Here is a 24,928-nt window from a genome sequence, read left to right as displayed (position 1 = left end):
AAATAGAGATCGTGTAAACTTGGGGGGAAGCATGATGGAAAGAAGTTTATCGATGGAACTTGTTAGAGTGACCGAGGCAGCTGCGCTTGCTTCAGCGCGTTGGATGGGAAGAGGCAAGAAAGAAGAAGCAGATGCTGCTGCAACGACTGCTATGCGTGACGTTTTTGATACGGTTCCGATGAAAGGAACAGTTGTCATCGGAGAAGGCGAGATGGATGAAGCGCCAATGCTTTATATAGGTGAAAAGCTTGGAACTGGATATGGTCCGCGTGTCGATGTTGCTGTCGATCCTTTAGAAGGAACAAATATTGTTGCGGCAGGAACATGGAATGCCCTCGCTGTTCTAGCGGTAGCAGATCACGGAAATCTTCTTCATGCTCCTGATATGTATATGGACAAAATTGCAGTTGGACCAAAAGCAGTAGGGAAAATCGATATTAATGCCTCCGTACACGAGAATCTAAAAGCAGTAGCTGAAGCAAAAGGAAAAAATATTGAAGACTGCGTGGCGGTCATATTAGACCGTAAGCGCCACGAAAAGATTATAGAAGAAGTGCGTTCTGCCGGTGCTAGAATTAAGCTTATTTCTGATGGAGATGTAGCAGCAGCAATTAACACAGCGTTTGACGATACGGGTGTCGATATTTTGTTTGGATCTGGTGGAGCACCAGAGGGTGTCCTTGCTGCAGTAGCGCTGAAATGTCTTGGTGGAGAAATACAGGGTAAGCTGCTACCGCAAAATGAGGAAGAATTAAGCAGGTGTAAAGAAATGGGAATTGAAGACATCTCCCGCGTTCTTCATATGGAAGATCTTGTGAAAGGCGATGACGCCATTTTTGCAGCGACAGGTGTTACTGATGGTGAATTGTTAAAGGGAGTTAGGTTCCAGGGAACTTCTGGTACAACACAATCCGTTGTCATGCGTGCAAAGTCAGGAACAGTTCGTTTCATCGACGGAAAACATAGTTTACAAAAGAAGCCTGATCTGGTCATTCGACCTTAAATCACTATAAAGTAAGCGAGATCTCATGCAACATTGGCTTTTACATGTTGAATATTCCTAAGGAATCTGGTAAAACTATAAGGTGCTGTATTATTGTTATTACGTTTAGTTACCGAAACTATAATGTGAACGAAATAGATAGTAAACTAATCCTGGCTCATTCGATCTGTGGAGAAGAGGTACTTATACTCGCTGTGCTTTCTTTTACAAGTTGATCATGAGCCAAAGATGACGCTCGAACAAGCCGAGAATTATCAGAGTAACGATTGCTAAGCAACACCTTCGTTGTGCACTTCCTCTACTCTCACTTAAGAGATGCCTGAATGGATAGCCTCTCACAGGATCTCAACAAACTCTTTCTCTCTTTACTTATTTTCTCAATCGTCAAATTGGTCAACTCTATACAACGTACATACGTTGTGAAAGCAAACCTCTTTGCGCACTCATATCATTTTCCAGCCGTTAGGGTCAAACCTATTATTATATAAAAAGTGTGGTGTCAACATGGCAGTAAATATATCAGAATTAGAACAAATGACGTTAAAAGATCTATATGAACAGGCAAGACTATACAAAGTCTCATATTATAGCAAGTTGAACAAGCGAGAACTTGTATTTGCCATATTGAAAGCGCAGGCTGAACAATCTGGCCTTCTTTTCATGGAAGGTATTCTAGAGATTATTTCCTCTGAAGGATTTGGATTCCTACGACCGATTAACTACTCAGCTAGTGCAGAAGACATTTATATTTCCGCTTCACAAATTCGTCGATTCGATTTACGTAACGGTGATCGCGTATCGGGTAAAGTACGACCGCCTAAAGAAAATGAGCGCTACTACGGTCTCTTACACGTAGCCGCAGTAAATGGAGAAGACCCTGATTCTTCTAAAGAACGCGTGCATTTCCCAGCGCTAACGCCGCTGTATCCTGAGAAAAGAATGAACTTTGAGAACAAATCAGGCAACCTTTCAACTCGTATCATTGATATGATCTCGCCAGTCGGCTTTGGACAGCGTGGTTTGATCGTAGCTCCCCCAAAAGCAGGGAAAACAATGTTGCTGAAAGAAATTGCTAACAGCATTACAACGAATCATCCTGACACAGAACTTATCGTGCTTCTCATTGATGAGCGTCCTGAGGAAGTAACCGATATCGAGCGTTCTGTTGATGGCGATGTTGTTCATTCAACTTTTGATGAAACGCCGGATAATCATATTAAAGTAGCTGAGCTTGTGCTAGAGCGAGCTATGCGTCTTGTTGAGCATAAGAAAGACGTTGTGATTCTTCTTGATAGTATTACACGTCTTGCTCGTGCTTATAACCTTGTTATTCCTCCAAGTGGACGTACACTTTCAGGTGGTATTGATCCTGCTGCTTTCCATCGTCCCAAACGATTCTTTGGTGCGGCAAGAAACATTGAAGAAGGCGGAAGCTTGACGATCTTAGCGACAGCTCTTGTGGAAACAGGTTCTCGTATGGATGATGTCATTTATGAAGAATTCAAAGGAACAGGCAACATGGAATTGCATCTTGATCGTCGTCTTGCAGAACGACGTGTCTTCCCGGCGATTGATATTCGTCGCTCTGGCACGCGTAAAGAAGAGCTACTTCTTCCAAAAGAACAGCTTGAAATGCTTTGGACAATCCGTAAGAGCATGGATGACTCATTTGAATTCGTTGATAATTTCTTGAAACGCCTCAAGAAAACAAAGGAAAATAAAGAATTTTTCGATCTATTTGAGAAAGAAAAAAGCGGTTCATCTCGCTAATTAGTGATCGTTTCGTCACAGGATGATCAATTGCATTGTCTCTACCTCCCTGCTATAATACTTCTATGTGTGCAGAAGCTAAAAGGTAATGCCTTTTAGCTTCATTTAACTCTGGTTCCTCAGGAATCAGGGCGGAAGGAGATGAAATTCATGAAACAAGCAATTCATCCTGGTTATGAAAACATCAAAGTTAGATGTGCTTGCGGTAACGAATTCGAAACTGGATCTACAAAACAGGATGGCGTCAGTGTAGAGGTTTGCTCTGAATGTCACCCGTTCTATACTGGACGTCAGAAGTTTAATGACGCTGGTGGACGCGTAGATAAGTTTAGAAGAAAATACAACCTAAAAGGTTAATGATAGAACAGGCAAGTTTTTACTCCTTGCCTGTTTTTTTACTCAATATTCTTAGTGGAAACAATGCTTTTGTTATAAGGTAGGGGAAGATTGTTGACTCACCTCCGCACTTATAGGAAGAAACGGCTCGAGCAAATACATTTGCTCACTCGTTTCTTCCTATAAGTGAGTAAGTGTGAGATCATACCCGATGAAATAATAAACGTTTAAAATCAATAATTGGATGAAAGTATACGCAAAATAAAGACTGTGCTGATCAGTCATTTTTTAATGCTTATGCTGGAGAAAGGAGAAGCGGTTGAATGCATGTCATGAAGCACAGCGGCTGGATTGAGGTTGTTTGCGGAAGTATGTTTTCCGGAAAGTCGGAAGAATTGATTCGTCGAGTGAAGCGAGCGACTTATGCAAAGCAAAAAGTCCAGGTGTTCAAGCCTAAAATTGATGATAGATACAGCGAAGAATCTGTTGTGTCTCATAATGGAATGTCCGTTATCGCTGTCCCAGTTGATCATTCACAAGCGATCCTGGACCGCGTCTCAGAGGATACAGATATGGTTGCGGTAGATGAAGTACAGTTTTTTGATGAAGAAATCGTAGATGTGGCTCAGCAGCTTGCTGATGAAGGCGTTCGTGTAATCGTCGCAGGACTGGACCAGGATTTTCGCGGCGAAGCATTCGGGCAAGTTCCTAAGCTTCTTACGGTTGCTGAATCAGTTACGAAGCTACAAGCAATCTGTGTTGTATGTGGTTCTCCAGCAAGCCGTACCCAGCGTTTGATTGATGGGAAGCCCGCGCATTATGAGGATCCAATTATCCTTGTTGGTGCGTCAGAATCCTATGAACCACGCTGTCGTCATTGTCACAAAGTACCAGGGAAACCAACGGCTCGAGACAATAAAGAGCAGCAAATATCAAAATAAGTCCGGGAAACCGGGCTTTTTTAATGCGCGAAAACATCTGGTTTCATTTCGATAGAAGGAGAGAAGGAGAATCTAACCTGTCATCTTTGGGCACCTTAAAACGAGGAGGTGACTGACTGATGAGAAAGGCTTCAACTTTGATGATTGCATTCCTTTTACTTGTAGCTGCTTGTTCGCCATTAAAACCACCAGAGGCGGATGGACAAGCGGGAGAAGGTCAGAATTTAAACACAGATATTAACTTAAATCCTCAGTCTTATCGCAATATGAGTGTTGATAAGCCAACAATTAGTGACGATCAAGATAAGATTCGTGAAGTCGTCGAGACAGAAGGTTACGATGCTGGAGTCGTTTCAATTACAGGAAATCACGCGTGGGTAAATGTGAAATTTAGCAATAAAAATGAAGCGAGTTTAAATGAACAGAAAAAAACCCTCGCTGCTAAAATTTATCAAGCCGTACCCAGATACAAAATTCATGTGCGAGCAAGATAAACCCTCTCATACGAGAGGGTTGTTTTGTTTTATATGTTTAGTGCTGGGCACGTCGGGCTGCCTGTTGCAATGGATCCCAAACGCTATTGTAAGGCGGAGCATAAGCGAGATCAAGATCTTCAATGTCATGAAGCGTCATCTGATGGTAAAGAGCCGTTGCAAGCACATCAACTCGCTTATCAACGCCGTACTTTCCTATAAACTGTCCGCCGATAATTCGTTCGTTATCATCTCGGAAGATAATTTTTACGCAAAGTTCACGAGCTTCTGGGTAGTAACCCGCAATGTCAGTTGCCTCCGTTGAACAGCTTGAGAATGGCAGGTTTAACTCTTTTGCTTCACTAGTTGAAAGGCCTGTACGGCCAAGAGTTAATCCGAAAAATTTAATAACAGATGTGCCTACAATCCCCTTAAACGTATTTGGTTGCCCAATCATGTTAAGGCCAGCAATGCGCCCTTGCTTATTTGCCGTTGTGCCAAGAGGAACAAAGTCATCTCGTTCTTTAATTCGATGATAATGGGTTGCACAGTCTCCGGCTGCATATACGTCCTCTTTACTTGTTTGCATGTAGCGATTCACCTGTATAGCTCCGTTAGAAGTCGTGTGAAGACCGCACTCTTTGAGGAAACCAGTATTCGGTTTGACGCCGACTGAGACGAGAACAAGGTCTGCATCATATTCTCCTTTGTCAGTCACGATTTTATTGACGCGCTTATCCCCTTTGAAAGACTGAACGCCTTCATTTGTATGAACCGAAACATTGTTTTGCTCGGCTTCTTCATGTATAAGTTCAGCCATATTGTCATCAAAAATACTGGCAAGGTGCGGTCCTAACTCAATGATGCGTACATTTTTACCGAGTTCACGGAACGTTTCGGCCATTTCGAGGCCAATATACCCACCGCCAATGACCGCCACATTTTGTACGGAATCATCAAGATCTTTTATCACTTTTTCAGCATCGGGAATGGTCTTTAATGTATGTATGCCGTTAAGGTCGATGCCTTCCCATTTTGGTTTAACAGGACTTACTCCTGTAGCGATCAGGAGCTTATCGTAATTTTCTTCAAAATGATCATTCGTTTTTAAATTGATTCCTTTTACGATTTTGTTTTCAGTATCAACGTTTGTAACCTCATGGTAGACACGTGCGTCAATTCCATACTTTTCTCGAAATGTATCGACGGATCTTGCAATCAGTTTATCCGTTGATTCTATTTTTCCGCTAATGACATAAGGCAGCCCGCATTGGCCATACGAATAAATATCTCCCTTTTCAAGCGTCACAACCTCAGCTTCCTCATCGTTTCGAATAATTTGCATTGCTGCACTCATACCAGCCGCATCGCCGCCAATAATAACAAACTTCATCTATAAACAGCCCCTTTCCTAATCGTTCAGTCTAGCTTACTTACAGTTTACCCTTAAAAAATGATGTTAAAGCTATTTTTGCTTTTGACTGGCGAAATGTCCTATACTATAATTAGAATGTTATGCAACGAAAACGAGGTGAAAGATCTTGTTAGACCGTTTAGAAATTGTAGAAGAACGTTATGATAAGTTAAATCAGTTGTTGAGTGATCCAGAAGTCATTAATGACACGACGAAACTCCGCGAATATTCCAAAGAGCAAGCTAGCCTTGAGGAAACCGTTCAGGTGTATCGTGAATATAAGGAAATTCTCGAAGGCATTCAAGACGCGAAGGCGATGCTTGAGGAAGAAAAAGATGCAGAAATGCGTGAAATGGTGAAGGCAGAGCTTTCAGAGCTTACACCACAAGAAGAAGAGTATGCAGAGCGCTTACGAGTGCTACTTCTTCCTAAAGATCCGAACGATGAGAAGAACGTAATTATCGAAGTTCGAGGAGCAGCGGGTGGAGACGAAGCCGCATTATTTGCTGGTGACTTATACAAAATGTACAGCCGCTTTGCTGAAATGCAAGGTTGGAAGTCTGAAGTCATCGAATATAGTTCAACGGAGCTAGGTGGTTATAAAGAAATTATCTTTATGATCAACGGTGCCGGCGCATATTCCAAAATGAAGTACGAAAACGGCGCACACCGAGTGCAGCGTGTTCCTTCAACAGAATCAGGTGGACGTATTCACACGTCTACGGCAACAGTAGCCGTGCTTCCTGAAGCGGAAGAAGTGGAAGTTGAAATCCATGACAAAGACATTCGTGTTGATACATTTACTTCAAGTGGACCAGGTGGACAGAGTGTTAATACAACGATGTCAGCTGTTCGCTTAACCCATACGCCAACAGGTGTTGTTGTATCGTGTCAGGATGAGAAGTCACAGATTAAGAACAAAGAAAAAGCGATGAAGGTTCTTCGTGCTCGTGTGTATGATAAGTTCCAACAAGAAGCACAGAAAGAGTATGACGATAACCGTAAATCCGCTGTTGGAACGGGCGACCGTTCTGAACGAATCCGTACGTATAACTTCCCACAAAACCGCGTGACGGATCATAGAATTAACTTAACGATTCAGAAACTTGACCAGATTCTTCAAGGGAAGCTTGATGAGTTCATTGATGCGCTAATTACAGAAGAGCAAACGCGCTTAATGGCAGAAGCTGGAGAGTGACCCTATGATGACTGTATTCGAAGCCCTTAAATGGGCTTCTTCTTTTTTAGAGAAGCATGGACGTGAAGCGTCAGCAGCTGAATGGCTGATTAAGCATGAGTTAAATGTAACGAGAACGGATTTGCTCCTTCGAATGCAAGACGAAATGCCTGATTATGAAAGTTTTGAAGCGAAAATTCAGGAGCATGCGAGCGGCATTCCTGTTCAGCACATTGTCGAAAAGGAAGAGTTCTATGGTAGAACGTATCGGGTCAACCATCATGTTCTCGTTCCAAGACCTGAAACAGAAGAGCTTGTGGAAGGCATCCTTACAAGAGCGAAGGATCTATTTCTCGACCCGACACAGGCAACGATTGCTGACATTGGAACGGGAAGTGGGGCAATTGCAATTAGTCTAGCGCTTGAACTTCAAAATCGAGAAGTCACTGCGGTCGATATTTCTGAAGATGCTCTAGAAGTTGCGAAGGAAAATGCGCGACGGCTTGAGGCGCCAATCACGTTTCTTCATGGCGATCTACTTCAGCCGTTAGCAGGACGTAAGCTTGATATCGTTGTCTCAAATCCTCCGTATATTTCTGAAGAAGAATACGCAACTCTTGACCCGTTGGTTCGAGATTATGAACCTATTCAGGCACTCGTTGGAGGAGAAGATGGATATGAGCTTTATCGAAGACTTGCGGAAGGTCTCCCTAGTTTGATCTCGTCTCCAGGATTAATTGGATTTGAAGTAGGAGAAAAGCAGGCGAGAACCGTTGCTACAATGCTTGAATCCTCTTTTAGTGGGGACATTGAAGTGGAAGTGGTGAAAGATATTAGTGGGAAAGAACGGATGGTATTTGGTGTTGTAAAGTAACCCTGTCGATTCTACTCACATTCTGGTGAAGAGTTCTACGTTTAAAACGTTCGATTCTGGCCAGAATGAGAGCTAGAAGGGACGGGATACAAGATGAATCAAAGAGGACTTATTAATCTATTAATCTCATTTTTTATTCTTGCTTCAAGTCTCCAGAGTTCGGGAATAGTAACAGCAAATCAACAGGTTATTCCAGACGAAGCGATTCGTCTTCGCATTTTAGCAAATAGCAATAGTAATGAAGATCAAACAGTGAAACGCAGCATTCGTGATGAAGTCAATGATTCGATTAATGAATGGGTTGCTGATCTAACTTCTATTGAAGAATCTCGTCATGTGATTAAAAGTCGTCTGGCCGAGATTGAAGCTATCGTAAGCAAGCAATTAGAAATGATCGGTAGTCGTGAATCTTTTTCTGTTACGTTCGGAGAAGTGGCTTTTCCAACGAAGCTTTATGGCGACTTCGTTTATCCGGCAGGTGATTACGAAGCTGTGCTCATTACGATTGGTGAAGGGCTTGGGGATAACTGGTGGTGCGTATTGTTTCCACCGCTTTGCTTTCTTGATTTCTCAAATGGTGATGCCGTCCAAGCTGAAAATGATGTAGCGGAAGAACCATCTGAAGAAGTAGAAGTTGAATTCTTCCTCGTCAAAATAATTGATACGATTGTTGAATGGATTAAAGGGATATTCAGTTAAAAGGTCTATTTTCCTCCTTCGAAGCATAAGACCATAACAGAACGGTATTGTGCTCAAATAAGAATTTGAAGGAGGAAGATTCAATTGTTTCTAGTTAGAGAAGCAACTACTGAAGATGTCGCCGCCGTTTGGGATTTCGTGAAACGTTCTGGACTCGAGGTGGACGGGCTACCTAAGATTGAGTCCTTCCTTATCGCAGAATCAGAAGAGAAGGAGCTATTCGGTGTCATTGCCCTTGAAACGTTTGGAAATGCAGGTTTACTTAGAGCTCTCGTCTTAAACAGCTCCGAATCCACCTCAGAGCGTTTGCTACGTTTCTTTGATCAGGTGATTCAATTGGCGAAAAAAAACCAATTGGACGAGTTATATCTTACATCAAAAGAAGAATCCTTTTTCTTTCAAGTTTTCGGTTTCTCGACAATTCCTGTAGAAAATATCCCAACAACGTTGAAGACAAATGAGTTATTTACAAATCATTCAGATCAGCGAGTGATTATGAGAAAACGGTTAACGTAGGCGATCTCATCAACAAGGTTATACACAAAACAAGCATTCCTTATCCACACAATGTGGATATTGATGTAATAAGACGAAGGAAGCGTTTTTACGAATCGTGTAGAATCCTGTGGAAAGATCACATATCTCCCCGAAATAACCGGGCTTATTAGTATTTATGATATAAGAAGGTGTATAACATGGAAGGTATCCACACAAATGTTTGGTATGTGGATGGAAATGTGGATAGTGAAAAAAGTTATCCACAAATTATGGGAGCTGCAGAATATTTAAAACAAAATGAAGTCGTTGCTTTTCCTACTGAGACGGTCTATGGGCTTGGTGGGAATGCTTTATCTGAAGAAGCCGTCGCAAAAATCTTCCAAGCGAAGGGACGACCTGCAGATAATCCGCTTATTGTGCACGTTGCCTCTCGTCCACATGTGGAAAAGTTAGTAACGAGTATTCCGAAGCAAGCGGATGATCTGATGAATGCATTTTGGCCGGGACCACTAACAATTGTTTTACCTGGTGGACAGAGCGTGGCTAGAAATGTAACAGCGGGACTCGATACGGTAGCCATTCGCATGCCAAACCATCCTGTAGCACTGGCCATATTAAAAGCTGCGAACTTACCTCTTGCAGCGCCAAGCGCGAATCTATCAGGCAAACCAAGTCCGACGTCAGCTGATCATGTCATTCATGATTTGAGCGGAAGGATCGCTGGCATTGTGGATGGAGGGTCAACTGGTGTTGGTCTTGAGTCTACTGTTGTGGACTGTTCTGGAGATGTCGTGACAATTCTCCGTCCAGGAGGTGTCACGAAGGAGCAGTTAGAAGAAGTGGTCGGCGAAGTGAAGGTTGATCCAGCATTAAGTGATGATGGTCAAAAGCCAAAGTCTCCCGGTGTAAAGTATAAACACTATGCACCGACAGCTCCTGTTACGCTCGTGGATGGTTCAGAAAAGCATCTGCAAACGATTGTGGATAAGCGTAGAGCAGAAGGATTGAAAATAGGCATCCTGGCAACAGAGGAATCAAAGTCATTATATCAAGCAGATATCATCATTCCATGTGGATCAAGAGATGACCTTATTTCTGTAGCGAATCGTCTTTATGATGTATTGAGGCAGTTCGATGAATCCGATGTGGATGAAATCTATAGTGAAATATTCACACATGAGGGAGTAGGAGCAGCGGTTATGAACCGGCTATCAAAAGCTGCGAACAATCGTGTGATTAAAGAATAGTAAAAACCCGCTCATTTGAGCGGGTTTTTTCATCGAGGCTAATTATTATTGCGTTTCTTTTCTACAAACTCTTCTACCATTTTCGTTGTTACGTAAGTTCGTGTAGGGATACTTCCTTGTTTAGCAAGTTCATTAATTTGAAGTGAAAGTTCATTGATCCGTTCAGTTGTATAAGATTTGTTCGCTTCACATTGTTCAACAGCATGAGCAATCGCTGCTTCGCGCTCTTTATCTAACTGAATAAACAATTTAATTTCACGATTTTTTTCATTAAGCTGATTTGAAATACCTTTGTGAACGCTCATCTAATTAGTTCCTCCATTTCGGCTCATTCCATACTAGAACATTACCCTTAACGAGCCCTTCCTAACCTATTATTCCTCCTTTCCCTTCTATTTTCAAGAGGACGTGCATAAAAGTTGAATAGCACGTCCCGGGAGGAGATGGAATGTTTTCCACTGCATTAATTGGTGAGCTTGCAACGTTAAGTATAATGGCGTTTGCTCTCGGCATGGATGCTTTTTCAGTTGGACTAGGAATGGGTATGATCCCGCTCCGGCTTCGCCAAATTGCCAAAATCGGCGTTGTGATCGGACTATTTCATATGGGGATGCCACTTGCCGGTATGATCATCGGGCGCGTGCTTTCCGAGCATTTTGGCACGATTGCAACAATGATCGGCGGCGGTCTCTTGCTTGTACTAGGCATTCAAATGGGACTATCCTCACTCTCATCAAGTGATAAACCGTTTGTCACGCCAGTGGGGTTTGGTTTACTTATTTTTTCTTTAAGTGTTAGTCTTGATAGCTTTTCCGTTGGGTTAAGTCTTGGCATTTACGGTGCAAGAGTGGTTATCACAATCTTATTGTTTGGCCTTATTAGCATGCTCTTAACGTGGTCAGGCTTAATGATGGGTCGGAAATTTCAGAGCTGGATCGGCTCGTACAGCGAACTTCTCGGCGGTTGCATACTATTTGGGTTTGGGCTGAAGCTTTTGATTTTGTAATGTGCAGTTAAGTGTGTTTGGCTAATAAATCCAAATTTCAGCCAATAAAAAGCTCCAGGGAAGGCTAAGGTACTTGCGGACACCCTCCCTGAAGCTTAAGATAAGCTGAATTACTCCGTTATCCCCTGTAAAAGTCTCGCGTAAGGAGAGTTTGCTGGGAGCATGATCACTGTTTCGTCGTTCAAAGTCGTTTTATACGACTCGAGCGTGCGATAAAGCTCGTAGAATTCAGGATCTTTACTAAATGCTTTGTTGTAGATTTTAGCCGCTTCAGATTCTCCCTCTGCGCGAATTTCTTCCGCATCGGCATCTGCTTTAGCAATTATGGTATCGACCTCTTTATCTGTTTCCGCCTTGATTCGATCGGAATCCGCGTCACCTTGAGATAAATATTCCTGTGCTTTCGATTCACGCTCTGAAATCATTCGCTGGAATACGGACTGTTCGTTTGCGTCAGGGAGATCGGTGCGCTTCATGCGCACATCTGTTACCTGAATGCCGTACGCATCGCGATCGAGGAGTTCATTTACTCGCTCCCGAACGTTATCGTTGAAGCTACCCCGGTTAGATTTCTCTTCATTTATGATTTCCTCATATTCAAGCTGACCAAGTTCAGATCGGATGACTGAGAAAATAAACTCACCCATTTTCGCTTCGGCATTTTCAATAGTTCGTGCATTAGTGATCATATCTTGTGGATCGCTGACAGACCAAACGGCGTAATTATCCACAGTCATCCTCTTTTTATCTTTCGTTGTAATTTCTTCTGGATTGACATCGTAAAGCATTTGATACTTTGGAAGCGTCGTAACTGACTGAATGAACGGTACTTTAAATTTTAGGCCGGGTTCTGTTTCGATTTTAACGACGTCACCAAATTGACGAATGACCTTGTACTCGCCTTCCTTTACAACAAATAGTGTGCTGAAAAGCCCGCCAATCATAATGAGAAGGAGAACGATAAGTATTGCGGTTTTTACAATTTTTCTAGGACTCATCTTACGGCGGTGTTCATCCATATTAAAAACGTTCTCACTCATTCTTTTCACTCTCCTTTGGCTTTGGGGTTTCAGCTGTTTTTTCTTTTGCTGGCTGAATCGGTAAGTATTTGACGGTGTCTCCACCTTCGTCGGTAATGTAAATTTTCGTATCAGGAAGAACTTCTTCTAGTGTCTCTAACACAAGGCGCTGTCTTGTAATATCAGGATTGGTTTTATATTCATTATAAAGAGCATTGAAAGTAGCAACGTCACCACGGGCTTGCTCGATTCGCTGAGCCTTTTCACCCTCAGCTTTCGAAATACGAGCGTCCTTTTGACCTTCTACAACATTGAGCTCCTGGTTTTTGTATTTCTTCGCACCGTAGATTGTCGTTTCTTTTTGTTCACGGGCATCGACGACGTTTGTGAACGCTTTACGTACTTCATCGTTTGGTAGTTCAACGTCTTGAAGCTTCACATCAAGAATGGAAATTCCAATTTCGTAACGATCAATTAATTGGGTGAGAATATCACGAACATTTCCTTCGATTTCCGCTTTACCTGACGTAAGGGCTTCGTCTATTTCTGAGCTACCGATCACACCCCTTAATGAAGCAGATGTAGCATTATAGAGAATTTCTTTCGGTTCATCAGAGTAGTACAAATATTGTTTAGGATTCGTAATCCGCCATTGCACAACTAGGTCGGCGAGTACGATGTTTTCATCTCCAGTTACCATTTTTGTTTCCTCTGGAAAATCCACAATTTCTCCATCTTCCTCATCATATCCAAACGTTAAGCTGAACGTCTCTCTTGGTAAAATATCCACCTGTTGGATCGGCCATGGCAGTTTAAAATGAAGACCAGCCTCGCTTATTTCTTCATCTACTTTCCCAAATGTCATAATGACAGCTTGCTCTGATTCATCCACTGTATACCAGCTTGTAACTAGAATGACCCCCAGGATAAGAAATAGAACAACCGCACCTGACAGGATGACAATTTTTCTTTGTGACATCTAACTTCCCCCCTTGATTTTCTTATAACAAGTATTACGTGCAGATAACAAAAAGGTTTCGTAATTCCCATATTTTTTCACAATAACGGTTGGGCGATAGAGGGTGGATTTATCCCCCTTCATCTCTCATAATAGGAGGAGAAGGGAAGTGGACATGGTGAGAGTTTTATTTGTATGCACAGGTAACACATGCCGCAGTCCAATGGCGGAAGTGATTCTAAAAAATAAAAGCAAAGAAGTTGAAGCGAAATCAGCAGGTGTTTTTGCAGCGAACGGTGCTCCTGCGAGTCGTCAGGTTGAAATTCTTCTAGAAGAGAAAGAGGTTCCATTTGCCCATACGGCAAAAATGCTAGATCGACAGTTAGCAGAATGGAGCGATCTCCTTCTTACGATGACTAGTAGTCACAAAGCACTTGTACTTCGTGATTTTCCAGAGCTAGCTGATAAGGTTTATACATTAAAAGAATATGCAGCAACAGAAGATGAGAAGAAATACGATTCTTATCAAGAGAAAGCGGCTGAGATTGAAATGAAGCGAGCGGCTTTTCATCATGAGATCCAAAACGTTACAGGAGAAGATGAACAGCAGAAGCGCAATCAATTCGAAGCGGAAATGAAAAAAGATCTTGGAGAATTGCAAGCGCTTGAAGAAGGTTTGCCTTCAATGGATATATCCGATCCATTTGGCGGTACAATAGAACAGTATCGAACAACTTATACAGAAATTGAGACAGCGATTGAGCAAATGATGGAACGGATCCGTCAAGAAGACATGGAGGGGTAAGAATGAAAGTAGCCATAGGTGCAGATCATGCGGGCGTTAATATTAAGGGTGACATCATCAAAGTAATTCAGGAGCTTGGTATGGAGGTCATCGATCTTGGGTGTGATTGTCACGATTCCGTGGACTACCCCGATTATGCAATTCCTGTTGCAGAAAAAGTAGCTTCAGGAGAAGCGGATCGCGGTGTATTAATTTGCGGAACAGGGATTGGAATGTCGATTGCAGCAAATAAAGTCAATGGTATCCGATGTGCGCTCGTACATGATCTTTTTAGTGCGAAAGCGACTAGACTACACAACGATTCCAATGTTCTTGCGATGGGCGAACGTATCATTGGCCCTGGCCTTGCCGTGGAGATTGCCAAGGTCTGGCTTGAAACCGACTATGAAGCAGGACGCCATGCTAGGAGAGTCGGCAAAATTACAGAATACGAAGTAAAAGAATAAGGGGGCGTTACCTGTGGATGAACAAACAGCGCGTCAAATTACTCGGCATACGCTTGAAGCGCTCTCGGACCTTCAGAAAGATGCCCGTCTGACAGATCGTCACTTGCTCGTTATTGGGATGAGCTCTAGCGAAGTGATCGGTCAGCGTATTGGGACTGCTGGGACCGTTTCGGCAGCGGAGGCTATTTATGAAAGTATTGATGTGTTTCAAAAAGAAACAGGTGTTCAGCTTGCTTTTCAATGTTGTGAGCATTTAAATCGAGCGCTTGTCATTGAGCGAGAAACGGCTTTTGACAAGGGTTATGAAATTGTAGCGGCTATCCCGACTGCGAGAGCAGGCGGTTCGATGGCGACGCATGCTTATGCTCAAATGAATGATCCAGTTCTCGTTGAGTTTATTTTGGCGGATGCGGGAATCGATATTGGCGATACGTTTATTGGTATGCACATCAGGCATGTGGCAGTACCAGTTCGAGGTAGGCACACGTCAATAGGTGAGGCTCATGTAACAATGGTTCGCTCAAGACCAAAGCTCATTGGGGGAGAACGCGCCTCATATCTTGGGAAAAATGAGCATTGCTTTTAGCCTCAAAACCGAACGATAAATTAGTTCGTTTAAGTAATATACGGATCCAAACTTCTGTGGTACAATGCAATCGAGATTGCATCACAACTGTTCGTGTTGACGAATGGAAATATGTGTGGGATGGAAAGGGGATATCAATGCAAAACCTAGCAAAGCAGGATCAAGAACTTTTACAGGCAATGAAAGACGAGCTTGGTAGACAGCGCAGCAAGATTGAACTTATCGCATCAGAGAATTTTGTATCAGAAGCCGTTATGGAGGCGCAAGGATCAGTACTAACGAACAAGTACGCGGAAGGCTATCCAGGTCGTCGTTACTATGGTGGCTGTGAATATGTCGATGTCGCTGAAAATATTGCAAGAGACCGTGCGAAGCAGCTTTTTGGCGCGGAGCATGTGAATGTTCAACCTCACTCAGGAGCACAGGCGAACATGGCCGTTTATTTCACGATTCTTGAGCAGGGAGATACTGTTCTCGGAATGAACCTTTCTCATGGTGGCCATCTTACACACGGAAGCCCAGTTAATTTCAGTGGGGTGCAATATAACTTCGTCGAGTATGGTGTAGATAAAGAATCACAGCGTATTGACTATGATGACGTTCTTGAGAAAGCCAAAACCCATCGTCCGAAATTAATTGTAGCAGGTGCAAGTGCTTATCCACGCGAAATTGATTTCAAACGTTTCCGTGAAATTGCGGATGAAGTGGATGCTTACCTTATGGTCGACATGGCTCATATCGCTGGTCTTGTGGCGACAGGTCATCATCCAAACCCTGTACCACATGCTCATTTCGTTACAACAACAACACATAAAACCCTTCGTGGACCTCGTGGAGGAATGATTCTTTGTAAAGAAGAATTCGCGAAGAAAATTGATAAGTCTATTTTCCCAGGAATTCAAGGCGGTCCGTTGATGCATGTGATTGCAGCGAAAGCCGTAGCATTTGGTGAAGCACTTTCTGAAGAGTTTAAAACTTACTCCGAAAAAGTGATTGCGAATGCGAAGAAACTCGCTTCAGCACTTGAAAAAGAGGGGATTAATCTTGTTTCTAATGGTACCGATAATCACCTTGTTCTTCTAGATCTACAGAGTCTTGATATGACAGGGAAAGTAGCTGAAAAAGCACTTGATGATATCGGGATTACAACAAACAAGAATACGATTCCTTTTGATCCACAAAGTCCTTTCGTAACGAGCGGTCTCCGTATTGGAACAGCAGCTGTTACCTCACGAGGCTTTGGTGAAGCAGAGATGGAAGAAATCGCTAGTATTATTGGTGACGTATTGAAGCATCATGAGAACGAAGACGAGCTTCAAAAAGCAGAGAAACGTGTTCAGGAACTTACGGATAAATTTCCAATGTACGAAAGTATTTCCTACTAATATCGATGTACACGCCGGGAGCCTATGAACTTCCGGCGTTTTTATAGAGAAAAACGACTAATCGACATCAAGATAGAGTCTTGCTAACTTAATAGGAAGAGCGTGAATATTTCATCATCTTATAAAGCCTTGAATCAAACCGCGTTTTTATGTAGAATTGCGAAGAAGATTTAGGAACGAAACCAAAACGAAAAGGGGAGTGCATACGATGGGTAAAGTATACGTGTTCGATCATCCGTTGATTCAGCATAAGCTTACATACATTCGTGATGAGAAAACAGGAACGAAGGAGTTCCGTGAACTTGTAGACGAAGTGGCAGCACTTATGGCTTATGAAATTACAAGAGAACTTCCGACTGAAGAAGTGATGGTGAAAACACCTGTAACAGAAGCGAAATCAAAAGTTCTCTCTGGTAAGAAGCTTGGACTTGTTCCAATTCTAAGAGCCGGTCTTGGCATGACAGACGGCATTCTGAAACTAATCCCAGCTGCAAAAGTTGGACACGTAGGGCTATATCGCGACCCTGAAACGCTTCAGCCTGTAGAATACTACGTGAAACTTCCTGCTGACATTGAAGAGCGCGAATTTATCGTGATCGACCCAATGCTTGCAACAGGCGGTTCAGCTGTTGAAGCCATCAACTCCCTTAAAAAGCGCGGAGCTAAAAACATCAAAATGATGTGTCTGATCGCAGCACCTGAAGGCGTGGAACTTCTGAACGAAGCTCACCCTGACGTTGATATTTACATTGCTGGTCTTGATGAGAAACTAAACGAAAAAGGATACATTGTTCCAGGTCTTGGTGATGCAGGAGACCGCCTATACGGAACGAAATAAAGAATTCAAAAACCCCTTCCCTAATCGGAAGGGGTTTTTGATTAGAAGTAAGGAAATACGATTTAAGAGGAAAGTGTAATTGGTCAAGAATGGTTCAATGATTCGGTGAAATAATGTGCGGATGCCGACAAATGTGAAAAAAAAGTGACAAATTCCGCTGTATTTAATAGGGAATGATTCCCTGTTTCGTCTAAATAACACATCTCTGCTAGTGTAAGCGTTACTATCCTTGGTATTACTGGGTTTTTTGAGTGTTTTTCTATTTGTGAATTTGATCACACCATTTCCCCTAAACGCATTGACATCAAGTACACCCTATTGTAGACTTACAAAGGGTATAGTGATAAGGTTTTCATTTGCTCAAATTATGCTTTTCAATGACTCACCTTTATAGCAAAGGGGCGCTTGATTTGAAGGCGATGGCACTCTATACAACAATCTTATCTTATCTAGTTGGATCAATCCTAACGGGGATATTCCTAGGCAGATGGATGGATAGCCTATTCGACACCTTTCCACTTTTTCTTATCATTGGCCTCCTGCTTGGTTTGGGCGGAGGGATTTATGGATTGGTTCGTCTTCTACATAAGTTTACAGGGGAAGATTAGATGACAGAATACACTCAAAGTTTTCGCCGCTACATGCAATTCACCCTGTATTTGCTCGCCATTTTCGTGATGGGTTGGGGGATTACCTCATATAAAGCATTATTCCTCGGGTTAATTCTTGGCACCATTTTCAGTATTTACAACCTATTCAACATGTTCCGTAAAATCGATCGTCTTGGTGAAGCTACAGTAAAAGGGACAAAGGCTAGATCACTTGGTTTGTTAACAAGACAGGCTGTTGCTGGACTCAGCGTACTGGTTGCATTAAGGTATCCAGAGTATTTTAATTTGCTAGGTGTGGTAATTGGGTTAATGACCACCTACATTATCATTCTCATAGATTCAATATCCAAAATACGCATTAAGTAGGAAGAGAGGTGAAAAGCTGTTGGAACATCATGCACCTACAACTGATTTTTTAGGAATGACGTTCAATCTATCTAATATTTTGATGATCACTATTGCTTCTGCCATTGTATTCATTCTTGCAGTAGTAACAACGCGCTCTTTAGCGATGCGCCCTACGGGATTGCAGAACTTCATTGAGTGGGTAATGGATTTTGTAAAAGGTCTTATTGGTTCAACGATGGATTGGAAGACCGGGGGACGTTTCTTGTTTCTAGGGATGACGTTACTCATGTATATTTTTGTATCGAATATGCTTGGGCTACCATTTGCCATTGCAATCGATTCGGAGCTTTGGTGGAAGTCTCCAACTGCAGATCCGACAATCACGCTAACTTTAGCAACGATGGTCGTGGTGTTAACACATTATTACGGTATTAAGATGAAAGGTGCGAAGGAGTATGGAAGAGGATTTGTTAGTCCGTTGAAATTCCTATTTCCTTTCAAAATTATTGAAGAATTCTCGAACACCTTGACGCTTGGCCTTCGTCTTTATGGTAATATCTACGCTGGTGAAATTCTGCTTGGACTTCTCGCGGGACTCGGTGGCGCAGGAATTGCTGGAGCGCTTGGAGCCTTTCTTCCTATGCTCTTATGGCAAGGATTCAGTATTTTTGTCGGTACAATTCAAGCGTTTATCTTTACAATGCTAACAATGGTCTACATGGCGCATAAAGTGGCAGACGACCATTAAAACAAGGTATCAATGAGTTTTTATTATATAAAAATATTTATGAATTATAAGGAGGAAATTTAGCATGGGTTTATTAGCAGCTGCAATTGCAGTAGGTTTAGCGGCAGTAGGTGCCGGTATTGGTAACGGTCTTATCGTAAAGAGTACAGTTGAGGGAATTGCTCGTCAGCCAGAACTTCGTGGTACGCTTCAAACAACAATGTTTATCGGTATTGCACTAGTTGAGGCACTTCCAATTATTGCCGTCGTTATTGCATTTATCGTAATGGGTCAATAATTCAATTAGATAAAGATACAGATTTGTTTCATGATGGCGGAGAAAGTTTCGAAATGAAACCTTCGCCATTCGTTTTGTATGACCTCTGAAGGGAGTGAACACGGTGTTCAATAGTTTAATTCTAGGAGCAGGATTTGCTGCAGGCGATATTCTTTTCCAACTTGTCGCATTTATTGTTCTTCTTGCACTACTTAAGAAGTTTGCATGGGGTCCGCTCATGGGCATCATGAAAGAACGTGAGCAGCACATTGCGAACGAAATCGACTCAGCTGAGAAGAACCGTAAAGAAGCTGAAGCATTCTTGAATGAGCAGCGCGATGAAATGAAGCGTGTTCGTCAGGAAGCGAAAGCTATACTTGAGAATCAAAAACAAATGGCTGACCAACAAGGTCAGGAAATGATTGAAGCGGCTCGTCTTGAATCCGAGCGTTTGAAAGAAGCGGCTACTGCTGAAATCAAGCGTGAACGTGAAAATGCAGTTGCCTCTCTACGTGAACAGGTAGCTTCTTTATCTGTCATGATTGCTTCAAAAGTTGTTGAGAAAGAACTCGATGAGCGTGCACAAAAACAGCTGATCGATGAGTATCTTGACCAGGCAGGCGATCAGAAATGAGTAGAGAACATGCAGTAATCGCAAAACGTTATGCCGGTGCTCTTTTTGACATCGCTCGTGAGAACGATAACGTCGAGCAAATCAAGAATGAGCTAACTGTTGTTAAAGATGTCTTTCATCAAACGCCAGATTTAATGAATGTGTTGAAGCATCCAAAATTCACAACAGCTGAGAAGAAGAACATGATTCAGACTAGTTTTGGGTCGTCCCTTTCCACTCATGTGATGAATTTGCTTCTTACACTGATCGAACGTAAACGTACAGCAATCGTTTTCGAACTTGTTGATCAATATGAAACACTCGCTTATGAACAAAAACAAACAGCAGTAGCGAAAGTTTATTCTGTGAAGCCTCTAACGGAAGAGGAGCAGATGAAGGTCTCTGCAGTATTTGCGAAACAAGTAGGCAAAACAACGCTTCTGATTGAGAATGTGATCGACCCTACTTTAATCGGTGGTATTAAAGTACGTATTGGCAATCGCATCTTTGACGGTAGCATTAGCGGAAAACTTAAACGCATGGAACGAGAATTAGTTTCAGCGAAGAGCTAGAAGATAGGGGTGAATATGCATGAGCATCAATGCTGAAGAAATCAGTGCGCTGATCAAGCAACAAATCGCAAATTATCAAACTGATATTAAAGTTGATGATGTTGGTACCGTTATCCAAATTGGTGATGGTATTGCTCGTGCCCACGGTCTCGATAACGTGATGGCAGGAGAGCTTGTTGAATTTTCAAACGGTGTTATGGGTATGGCTCAGAACCTAGAGGAGAGTAACGTTGGTATCATTATCCTTGGACCATACACTGAAATTCGTGAAGGCGATGAAGTACGTCGTACTGGACGCATCATGGAAGTTCCAGTCGGTGAAGAACTTCTTGGCCGTGTTGTAAACCCTCTTGGACAACCTGTTGATGGACAGGGCCCACTAGGTACAACAAAAACTCGTCCGATCGAAAGCCCAGCACCAGGGGTTATGGATCGTAAATCAGTACATGAGCCACTTCAAACAGGAATCAAAGCAATTGACTCACTTATTCCAATCGGACGCGGACAGCGTGAGCTAATCATCGGTGACCGTCAGACTGGTAAGACTTCGATTGCAATCGATACAATCCTAAACCAAAAAGACGAAGATATGATCTGTATCTACGTTGCAATTGGTCAGAAAGAATCTACGGTGCGTGGCGTTGTTGAAACGCTTCGTAAGCAGGGTGCCCTTGATTACACAATCGTTGTAACGGCAGGCGCATCTCAGCCTTCTCCACTTCTTTTCCTTGCACCATATGCTGGTGTAACAATGGGTGAAGAATTCATGTATAACGGCAAGCACGTTCTTGTTGTATACGATGACTTAACAAAGCAGGCTTCTGCTTACCGTGAACTTTCCCTACTACTTCGTCGTCCTCCAGGTCGTGAAGCATATCCAGGGGATGTATTCTATCTTCACTCACGTCTTCTTGAGCGTGCAGCGAAGCTTAGTGATGCAAAAGGAGCAGGTTCACTAACTGCCCTTCCGTTTATCGAAACACAAGCTGGTGACGTATCAGCTTATATCCCAACTAACGTAATCTCCATCACAGATGGACAGATCTTCCTTCAATCTGATCTCTTCTTCTCAGGTGTACGTCCAGCGGTTAACGCCGGTCTTTCTGTATCCCGTGTAGGTGGTTCCGCTCAGATTAAAGCGATGAAGAAAGTTGCCGGTACACTGCGTCTTGACCTTGCATCATACCGTGAGCTAGAAGCATTTGCTCAGTTCGGATCTGATCTTGATAAAGCAACACAAGCGAAGCTGAACCGCGGTGCTCGTACGGTTGAAGTTCTTAAGCAGGGGTTAAACAAGCCACTTGCTGTTGAGAAGCAGGTTGCGATTCTTTACGCTCTAACTCGTGGATTCCTTGACGATATCCCGGTTAACGATATTACGCGTTTTGAAACTGAAATGATGACATGGATCGAACACAATAAGAAAGATATTTTCAATACAATTCGTGAAACAAAAGCTCTTCCTGATGAAAAAGAATTCAACGGTGCAATCGAAGAATTCAAAAAGAGCTTCGCAGTATCTGAATAAGAGGGATGCGGCGGAATCGCCGCGGCCAGCTTAAAAGGTGGTGAAATGAATGGCATCTTTACGCGATATTAAGTCGAGAATTACGTCGACGAAGAAAACAAAGCAGATTACAAAAGCAATGCAGATGGTTTCGGCTGCGAAATTGAACCGTGCTGAAATGAATGCCAAGTCATTCGTTCCATACATGGAGAAAATTCAAGAAGTTGTTGGAAGCATTGCAAATGGATCGAGCGGCGGAAGTCATCCGATGTTAGAAAGCCGTGAAGTGAAGAAAACGGGCTATGTGGTAATCACATCCGACCGTGGACTTGCTGGGGCATACAATAGCTCGGTACTACGTCATGTGTATAGAACAATTAATGAGCGTCACAACTCAACTGATGAGTACGCGATTATCGTAGCTGGTAAAGTGGGACTTTCCTTCTTTAAAAAGCGCGGAATGCCTGTTGTCGAAAGTATCGTTGGTCTTTCTGATCAGCCTGCTTTTGCAGACATTAAAGACATTGCGTCTCGAACAGTCGGTATGTTTGAAGACGGAGCTTTCGATGAGCTTTATCTTTATTACAACCACTATGTAAGTGCCATTCAGCAAGATTTAACGGAGAGAAAACTTCTTCCGTTAACCGAAATTGAGACAGGTGGAGGCAAATCACTCGCAAGCTACGAGTATGAGCCATCAGAAGAAGAAATTCTAGAGATCCTCCTTCCTCAATATGCTGAAAGCTTGATCTACGGAGCGCTTCTCGATGCGAAAGCAGCAGAGCATGCATCTCGTATGACAGCGATGAGAAGTGCGACAGACAATGCGGACGATCTTATCGGCGACCTTACACTTTCTTACAACCGTGCTCGTCAGGCTTCAATCACTCAGGAACTTACTGAGATTGTAAGTGGAGCGGCAGCGTTAGAATAGCGGAAGTGGCCGTTTAGGCCCGACAAGCGCTGGAGGCTTTTGGAATGAACACGCACTTTGTGTTCAATCGAAAAGGTGAAGCGACTCGAGGGCCTGGCCACTGTAGCTGGACAGACGAAAAGCGGAACGAGCCCGTTTAAATCCGCAGGTTGTTGGAAGCCATGAGAATGAGACGGTTTATGTCTCAATCGAATGGGTGAAACAGCCGGAGGATTTGGCTCGTGTAGCTGGACAATACTACGATAAACCATAAATGCTATTTGAAAGACTTACTTTCAAAGGCAGCTTAAAGCAAGTTAGGAGGGAACAGGATGAACAAGGGATACATTACCCAGGTTATGGGTCCGGTTGTAGACGTTAAGTTTGAGAGCGGAAAGCTTCCAGAAATCTACAACGCCCTTAAAGTTAACTATATCGCTCAAACCGGTGCCGAAGAGAGCATCGAATTGACGCTTGAAGTCGCGCTTCACCTTGGCGATAACTCTGTTCGTACCGTAGCAATGGGTTCAACAGACGGTCTTGTACGTGGAGTTGATGCTCTAGATACAGGTGCACCAATCTCCGTTCCAGTTGGGGATATTACACTAGGACGTGTATTTAACGTACTAGGTGAGAAAATTGACCTTAATGAAGAACTTGGCGAAGTTCGCCGCGATCCGATTCATCGTCTAGCACCAGTATTTGATGAACTTTCAACAACTACTGATATTCTTGAAACAGGAATCAAAGTAGTAGATCTTCTTGCACCATACGTTAAAGGTGGTAAGATCGGTCTATTTGGTGGTGCCGGTGTAGGTAAAACGGTACTTATCCAGGAACTGATCAACAACATCGCCCAAGAGCACGGCGGTATCTCGGTATTCGCAGGTGTTGGTGAACGTACGCGTGAAGGTAATGACCTTTACTACGAGATGACTGATTCAGGTGTTATTAAGAAAACAGCAATGGTATTCGGTCAGATGAACGAACCACCAGGTGCACGTATGCGTGTTGCCCTTTCTGGTCTTACAATGGCAGAGTACTTCCGTGATGAGCAAGGACAAGACGTTCTTCTCTTTATCGATAACATCTACCGCTTTACACAAGCTGGTTCAGAAGTATCGGCATTGCTTGGACGTATGCCATCAGCAGTAGGTTACCAGCCTACACTTGCTACTGAGATGGGTCAACTTCAAGAGCGTATTACTTCAACTAACAAAGGTTCTGTTACTTCAATTCAGGCAATCTACGTACCAGCCGATGACTATACTGACCCGGCTCCGGCAACGACGTTTGCTCACCTTGATGCAACAACTAACCTTGAACGTAAACTTTCTGAGCAAGGTATCTACCCTGCGGTGGATCCACTTGCTTCTACTTCCCGTGCGCTTTCTCCGGAAATCGTTGGGGACGAGCACTATAATACTGCGCGTGAAGTGCAACAAACACTTCAGCGCTACAAAGAACTTCAAGATATCATCGCTATCCTTGGTATGGATGAGCTTTCTGACGAAGATAAGCTTACTGTTTCTCGCGCTCGTCGCATTCAGTTCTTCCTTTCTCAGAACTTCCACGTAGCTGAACAGTTTACTGGACAAAAAGGCTCTTACGTACCAGTTAAAGAAACGATCAAAGGATTCAAAGAAATCCTTGATGGTAAACACGATGATATTCCAGAGGACGCATTCCGTCTTGTAGGAACAATTGAAGAAGTAGTGGAAAAAGCTAAGCAAATGGCATAATGAAAAGCGGAGGCGACTGCCAACGCTGTCGATGTCTAGCTCCAGCGCCTACCCCCTCGAGGTCTTAAGTCAATCATCATTGTGGCAAAGACCGCCACATTGATGCTCGCCTTAAGCATGTCGGGGGTGACCAAGGCGCTTAC

General features: G+C 43.0%; 29 protein-coding genes. 25 read left to right on the top strand and 4 right to left on the bottom strand.

From position 1 onward, the window contains the following. Positions 1-34 precede the first annotated feature (34 nt). From glpX to ABVF21_RS06900, 5 genes are all read left to right on the top strand, one after another. Positions 35-1,003 (top strand): class II fructose-bisphosphatase, encoded by a 969-nt coding sequence (glpX, locus tag ABVF21_RS06920; protein WP_371017838.1) that lies wholly within the window; start codon positions 35-37, stop codon positions 1,001-1,003. Positions 1,004-1,507: 504 nt separating this feature from the next. Continuing rightward, entirely contained in the window at positions 1,508-2,773 is a 1,266-nt protein-coding gene (rho, locus tag ABVF21_RS06915; protein WP_194218366.1) for a transcription termination factor Rho, read from the top strand. A gap of 150 nt (positions 2,774-2,923) precedes the next feature. Next, a complete protein-coding gene (gene rpmE / locus ABVF21_RS06910; RefSeq protein ID WP_303532428.1) occupies positions 2,924-3,130 on the top strand; it encodes a 50S ribosomal protein L31 in 207 nt (68 codons plus the stop codon). A 302-nt stretch (positions 3,131-3,432) separates the two neighbouring features. Continuing rightward, positions 3,433-4,050, top strand: a complete 618-nt coding sequence (locus tag ABVF21_RS06905) for a thymidine kinase (protein ID WP_194218368.1) — start codon at positions 3,433-3,435, stop codon at positions 4,048-4,050. Between the two features lie 119 nt (positions 4,051-4,169). Then, complete coding sequence (locus ABVF21_RS06900; protein ID WP_371017837.1) at positions 4,170-4,544, top strand: hypothetical protein; 375 nt, start codon at positions 4,170-4,172, stop codon at positions 4,542-4,544. A gap of 37 nt (positions 4,545-4,581) precedes the next feature. Here ABVF21_RS06900 and ABVF21_RS06895 read toward each other — a convergent pair whose 3' ends face one another. Continuing rightward, positions 4,582-5,916 (bottom strand): CoA-disulfide reductase, encoded by a 1,335-nt coding sequence (locus ABVF21_RS06895; RefSeq protein ID WP_371017836.1) that lies wholly within the window; start codon positions 5,914-5,916, stop codon positions 4,582-4,584. 148 nt (positions 5,917-6,064) lie between these two features. Between ABVF21_RS06895 and prfA the strand changes: the two genes are divergently transcribed. From prfA to ABVF21_RS06870, 5 genes are all read left to right on the top strand, one after another. Continuing rightward, the gene (gene prfA / locus ABVF21_RS06890; protein ID WP_194218371.1) at positions 6,065-7,135 is read left to right on the top strand and encodes a peptide chain release factor 1; all 1,071 of its coding nucleotides are present in this window, start codon (positions 6,065-6,067) and stop codon (positions 7,133-7,135) included. 7 nt (positions 7,136-7,142) lie between these two features. Further along, a complete protein-coding gene (prmC, locus tag ABVF21_RS06885; RefSeq protein WP_303532830.1) occupies positions 7,143-7,988 on the top strand; it encodes a peptide chain release factor N(5)-glutamine methyltransferase in 846 nt (281 codons plus the stop codon). A 93-nt stretch (positions 7,989-8,081) separates the two neighbouring features. After that, entirely contained in the window at positions 8,082-8,687 is a 606-nt protein-coding gene (gene spoIIR / locus ABVF21_RS06880) for a stage II sporulation protein R (protein ID WP_303532423.1), read from the top strand. An 84-nt stretch (positions 8,688-8,771) separates the two neighbouring features. Continuing rightward, on the top strand, positions 8,772-9,203 hold the full coding sequence (locus tag ABVF21_RS06875) for a GNAT family N-acetyltransferase (protein ID WP_303532422.1): 432 nt from the start codon (positions 8,772-8,774) through the stop codon (positions 9,201-9,203). A gap of 188 nt (positions 9,204-9,391) precedes the next feature. Next, positions 9,392-10,432 carry an L-threonylcarbamoyladenylate synthase gene (locus ABVF21_RS06870; protein WP_303532828.1) on the top strand — a complete coding sequence of 347 codons (1,041 nt, stop codon included), beginning with the start codon at positions 9,392-9,394 and terminating at the stop codon, positions 10,430-10,432. Between the two features lie 38 nt (positions 10,433-10,470). Here the strand turns inward: ABVF21_RS06870 and ABVF21_RS06865 are convergent, their stop codons facing one another. Next, on the bottom strand, positions 10,471-10,737 hold the full coding sequence (locus ABVF21_RS06865) for a DUF2533 family protein (RefSeq protein WP_194218375.1): 267 nt from the start codon (positions 10,735-10,737) through the stop codon (positions 10,471-10,473). 143 nt (positions 10,738-10,880) lie between these two features. On the opposite strand from ABVF21_RS06865, the gene ABVF21_RS06860 reads away from it, so the two are divergent. Next, a complete protein-coding gene (locus ABVF21_RS06860) occupies positions 10,881-11,438 on the top strand; it encodes a manganese efflux pump MntP family protein (protein ID WP_303532421.1) in 558 nt (185 codons plus the stop codon). Positions 11,439-11,548: 110 nt separating this feature from the next. Here the strand turns inward: ABVF21_RS06860 and hflC are convergent, their stop codons facing one another. Further along, complete coding sequence (gene hflC / locus ABVF21_RS06855) at positions 11,549-12,478, bottom strand: protease modulator HflC (RefSeq protein WP_194218377.1); 930 nt, start codon at positions 12,476-12,478, stop codon at positions 11,549-11,551. Beyond that, positions 12,471-13,436, bottom strand: a complete 966-nt coding sequence (gene hflK / locus ABVF21_RS06850; RefSeq protein ID WP_194218378.1) for an FtsH protease activity modulator HflK — start codon at positions 13,434-13,436, stop codon at positions 12,471-12,473. The genes hflC and hflK overlap by 8 nt, the downstream gene beginning before the upstream one ends. A gap of 154 nt (positions 13,437-13,590) precedes the next feature. Between hflK and ABVF21_RS06845 the strand changes: the two genes are divergently transcribed. The 14 genes from ABVF21_RS06845 (at position 13,591) to atpD (ending at position 24,785) form a co-directional block, all read left to right on the top strand. Continuing rightward, positions 13,591-14,220, top strand: a complete 630-nt coding sequence (locus tag ABVF21_RS06845; RefSeq protein ID WP_371017951.1) for a low molecular weight protein arginine phosphatase — start codon at positions 13,591-13,593, stop codon at positions 14,218-14,220. Between the two features lie 2 nt (positions 14,221-14,222). Next, positions 14,223-14,666, top strand: a complete 444-nt coding sequence (gene rpiB / locus ABVF21_RS06840) for a ribose 5-phosphate isomerase B (protein ID WP_303532420.1) — start codon at positions 14,223-14,225, stop codon at positions 14,664-14,666. Between the two features lie 13 nt (positions 14,667-14,679). Next, positions 14,680-15,252 carry a TIGR01440 family protein gene (locus ABVF21_RS06835; RefSeq protein WP_371017834.1) on the top strand — a complete coding sequence of 191 codons (573 nt, stop codon included), beginning with the start codon at positions 14,680-14,682 and terminating at the stop codon, positions 15,250-15,252. A gap of 137 nt (positions 15,253-15,389) precedes the next feature. Beyond that, positions 15,390-16,637, top strand: a complete 1,248-nt coding sequence (gene glyA, locus ABVF21_RS06830) for a serine hydroxymethyltransferase (RefSeq protein ID WP_194218381.1) — start codon at positions 15,390-15,392, stop codon at positions 16,635-16,637. 208 nt (positions 16,638-16,845) lie between these two features. Next, a complete protein-coding gene (gene upp, locus ABVF21_RS06825; RefSeq protein WP_159786319.1) occupies positions 16,846-17,475 on the top strand; it encodes a uracil phosphoribosyltransferase in 630 nt (209 codons plus the stop codon). Between the two features lie 377 nt (positions 17,476-17,852). Then, positions 17,853-18,083, top strand: a complete 231-nt coding sequence (locus ABVF21_RS06820) for an AtpZ/AtpI family protein (protein WP_303532825.1) — start codon at positions 17,853-17,855, stop codon at positions 18,081-18,083. Then, complete coding sequence (locus tag ABVF21_RS06815; protein ID WP_303532417.1) at positions 18,084-18,452, top strand: ATP synthase subunit I; 369 nt, start codon at positions 18,084-18,086, stop codon at positions 18,450-18,452. 19 nt (positions 18,453-18,471) lie between these two features. Continuing rightward, positions 18,472-19,182: a F0F1 ATP synthase subunit A gene (gene atpB, locus ABVF21_RS06810; protein WP_303532416.1), complete on the top strand. Its 711-nt coding sequence runs from the start codon at positions 18,472-18,474 to the stop codon at positions 19,180-19,182. Positions 19,183-19,246: 64 nt separating this feature from the next. Next, positions 19,247-19,459, top strand: a complete 213-nt coding sequence (gene atpE / locus ABVF21_RS06805) for a F0F1 ATP synthase subunit C (protein ID WP_048311363.1) — start codon at positions 19,247-19,249, stop codon at positions 19,457-19,459. Positions 19,460-19,562: 103 nt separating this feature from the next. Further along, on the top strand, positions 19,563-20,072 hold the full coding sequence (gene atpF / locus ABVF21_RS06800; protein ID WP_371017833.1) for a F0F1 ATP synthase subunit B: 510 nt from the start codon (positions 19,563-19,565) through the stop codon (positions 20,070-20,072). Then, on the top strand, positions 20,069-20,623 hold the full coding sequence (locus ABVF21_RS06795) for a F0F1 ATP synthase subunit delta (protein ID WP_303532407.1): 555 nt from the start codon (positions 20,069-20,071) through the stop codon (positions 20,621-20,623). Before atpF ends, ABVF21_RS06795 begins: the two co-directional genes overlap by 4 nt. Before the next feature lie 19 nt (positions 20,624-20,642). Then, positions 20,643-22,151, top strand: a complete 1,509-nt coding sequence (gene atpA / locus ABVF21_RS06790) for a F0F1 ATP synthase subunit alpha (RefSeq protein ID WP_303532404.1) — start codon at positions 20,643-20,645, stop codon at positions 22,149-22,151. A 49-nt stretch (positions 22,152-22,200) separates the two neighbouring features. Beyond that, positions 22,201-23,064 carry a F0F1 ATP synthase subunit gamma gene (locus tag ABVF21_RS06785; protein ID WP_303532401.1) on the top strand — a complete coding sequence of 288 codons (864 nt, stop codon included), beginning with the start codon at positions 22,201-22,203 and terminating at the stop codon, positions 23,062-23,064. Positions 23,065-23,375: 311 nt separating this feature from the next. Next, a complete protein-coding gene (atpD, locus tag ABVF21_RS06780) occupies positions 23,376-24,785 on the top strand; it encodes a F0F1 ATP synthase subunit beta (protein ID WP_194218389.1) in 1,410 nt (469 codons plus the stop codon). Positions 24,786-24,928: the final 143 nt, after the last annotated feature.

It is taken from the genome of Pseudalkalibacillus sp. JSM 102089 (assembly GCF_041366475.1).
GTDB classification, from domain to species: Bacteria; Bacillota; Bacilli; order Bacillales; family Guptibacillaceae; genus Guptibacillus; species Guptibacillus hwajinpoensis_B.
Note: the sequence above shows the minus strand (reverse complement) of the source record. Positions and strands in the feature narration are given on the sequence as shown.

What these genes read in the sequence shown, in the direction of transcription:
- glpX (WP_371017838.1), top strand. Translation starts at nt 35, where the DNA reads ATGGAAAGAAGTTTATCGATGGAACTTGTTAGAGTGACCGAGGCAGCT.
- rho (WP_194218366.1), top strand. Translation starts at nt 1,508, where the DNA reads ATGGCAGTAAATATATCAGAATTAGAACAAATGACGTTAAAAGATCTA.
- rpmE (WP_303532428.1), top strand. Translation starts at nt 2,924, where the DNA reads ATGAAACAAGCAATTCATCCTGGTTATGAAAACATCAAAGTTAGATGT.
- ABVF21_RS06905 (WP_194218368.1), top strand. Translation starts at nt 3,433, where the DNA reads ATGCATGTCATGAAGCACAGCGGCTGGATTGAGGTTGTTTGCGGAAGT.
- ABVF21_RS06900 (WP_371017837.1), top strand. Translation starts at nt 4,170, where the DNA reads ATGAGAAAGGCTTCAACTTTGATGATTGCATTCCTTTTACTTGTAGCT.
- ABVF21_RS06895 (WP_371017836.1), bottom strand. Translation starts at nt 5,916, where the DNA reads ATGAAGTTTGTTATTATTGGCGGCGATGCGGCTGGTATGAGTGCAGCA.
- prmC (WP_303532830.1), top strand. Translation starts at nt 7,143, where the DNA reads ATGACTGTATTCGAAGCCCTTAAATGGGCTTCTTCTTTTTTAGAGAAG.
- spoIIR (WP_303532423.1), top strand. Translation starts at nt 8,082, where the DNA reads ATGAATCAAAGAGGACTTATTAATCTATTAATCTCATTTTTTATTCTT.
- ABVF21_RS06865 (WP_194218375.1), bottom strand. Translation starts at nt 10,737, where the DNA reads ATGAGCGTTCACAAAGGTATTTCAAATCAGCTTAATGAAAAAAATCGT.
- ABVF21_RS06860 (WP_303532421.1), top strand. Translation starts at nt 10,881, where the DNA reads ATGTTTTCCACTGCATTAATTGGTGAGCTTGCAACGTTAAGTATAATG.
- hflC (WP_194218377.1), bottom strand. Translation starts at nt 12,478, where the DNA reads ATGAGTGAGAACGTTTTTAATATGGATGAACACCGCCGTAAGATGAGT.
- hflK (WP_194218378.1), bottom strand. Translation starts at nt 13,436, where the DNA reads ATGTCACAAAGAAAAATTGTCATCCTGTCAGGTGCGGTTGTTCTATTT.
- ABVF21_RS06845 (WP_371017951.1), top strand. Translation starts at nt 13,591, where the DNA reads ATGGTGAGAGTTTTATTTGTATGCACAGGTAACACATGCCGCAGTCCA.
- rpiB (WP_303532420.1), top strand. Translation starts at nt 14,223, where the DNA reads ATGAAAGTAGCCATAGGTGCAGATCATGCGGGCGTTAATATTAAGGGT.
- glyA (WP_194218381.1), top strand. Translation starts at nt 15,390, where the DNA reads ATGCAAAACCTAGCAAAGCAGGATCAAGAACTTTTACAGGCAATGAAA.
- upp (WP_159786319.1), top strand. Translation starts at nt 16,846, where the DNA reads ATGGGTAAAGTATACGTGTTCGATCATCCGTTGATTCAGCATAAGCTT.
- ABVF21_RS06820 (WP_303532825.1), top strand. Translation starts at nt 17,853, where the DNA reads ATGACTCACCTTTATAGCAAAGGGGCGCTTGATTTGAAGGCGATGGCA.
- ABVF21_RS06815 (WP_303532417.1), top strand. Translation starts at nt 18,084, where the DNA reads ATGACAGAATACACTCAAAGTTTTCGCCGCTACATGCAATTCACCCTG.
- atpE (WP_048311363.1), top strand. Translation starts at nt 19,247, where the DNA reads ATGGGTTTATTAGCAGCTGCAATTGCAGTAGGTTTAGCGGCAGTAGGT.
- ABVF21_RS06795 (WP_303532407.1), top strand. Translation starts at nt 20,069, where the DNA reads ATGAGTAGAGAACATGCAGTAATCGCAAAACGTTATGCCGGTGCTCTT.
- atpA (WP_303532404.1), top strand. Translation starts at nt 20,643, where the DNA reads ATGAGCATCAATGCTGAAGAAATCAGTGCGCTGATCAAGCAACAAATC.
- ABVF21_RS06785 (WP_303532401.1), top strand. Translation starts at nt 22,201, where the DNA reads ATGGCATCTTTACGCGATATTAAGTCGAGAATTACGTCGACGAAGAAA.
- atpD (WP_194218389.1), top strand. Translation starts at nt 23,376, where the DNA reads ATGAACAAGGGATACATTACCCAGGTTATGGGTCCGGTTGTAGACGTT.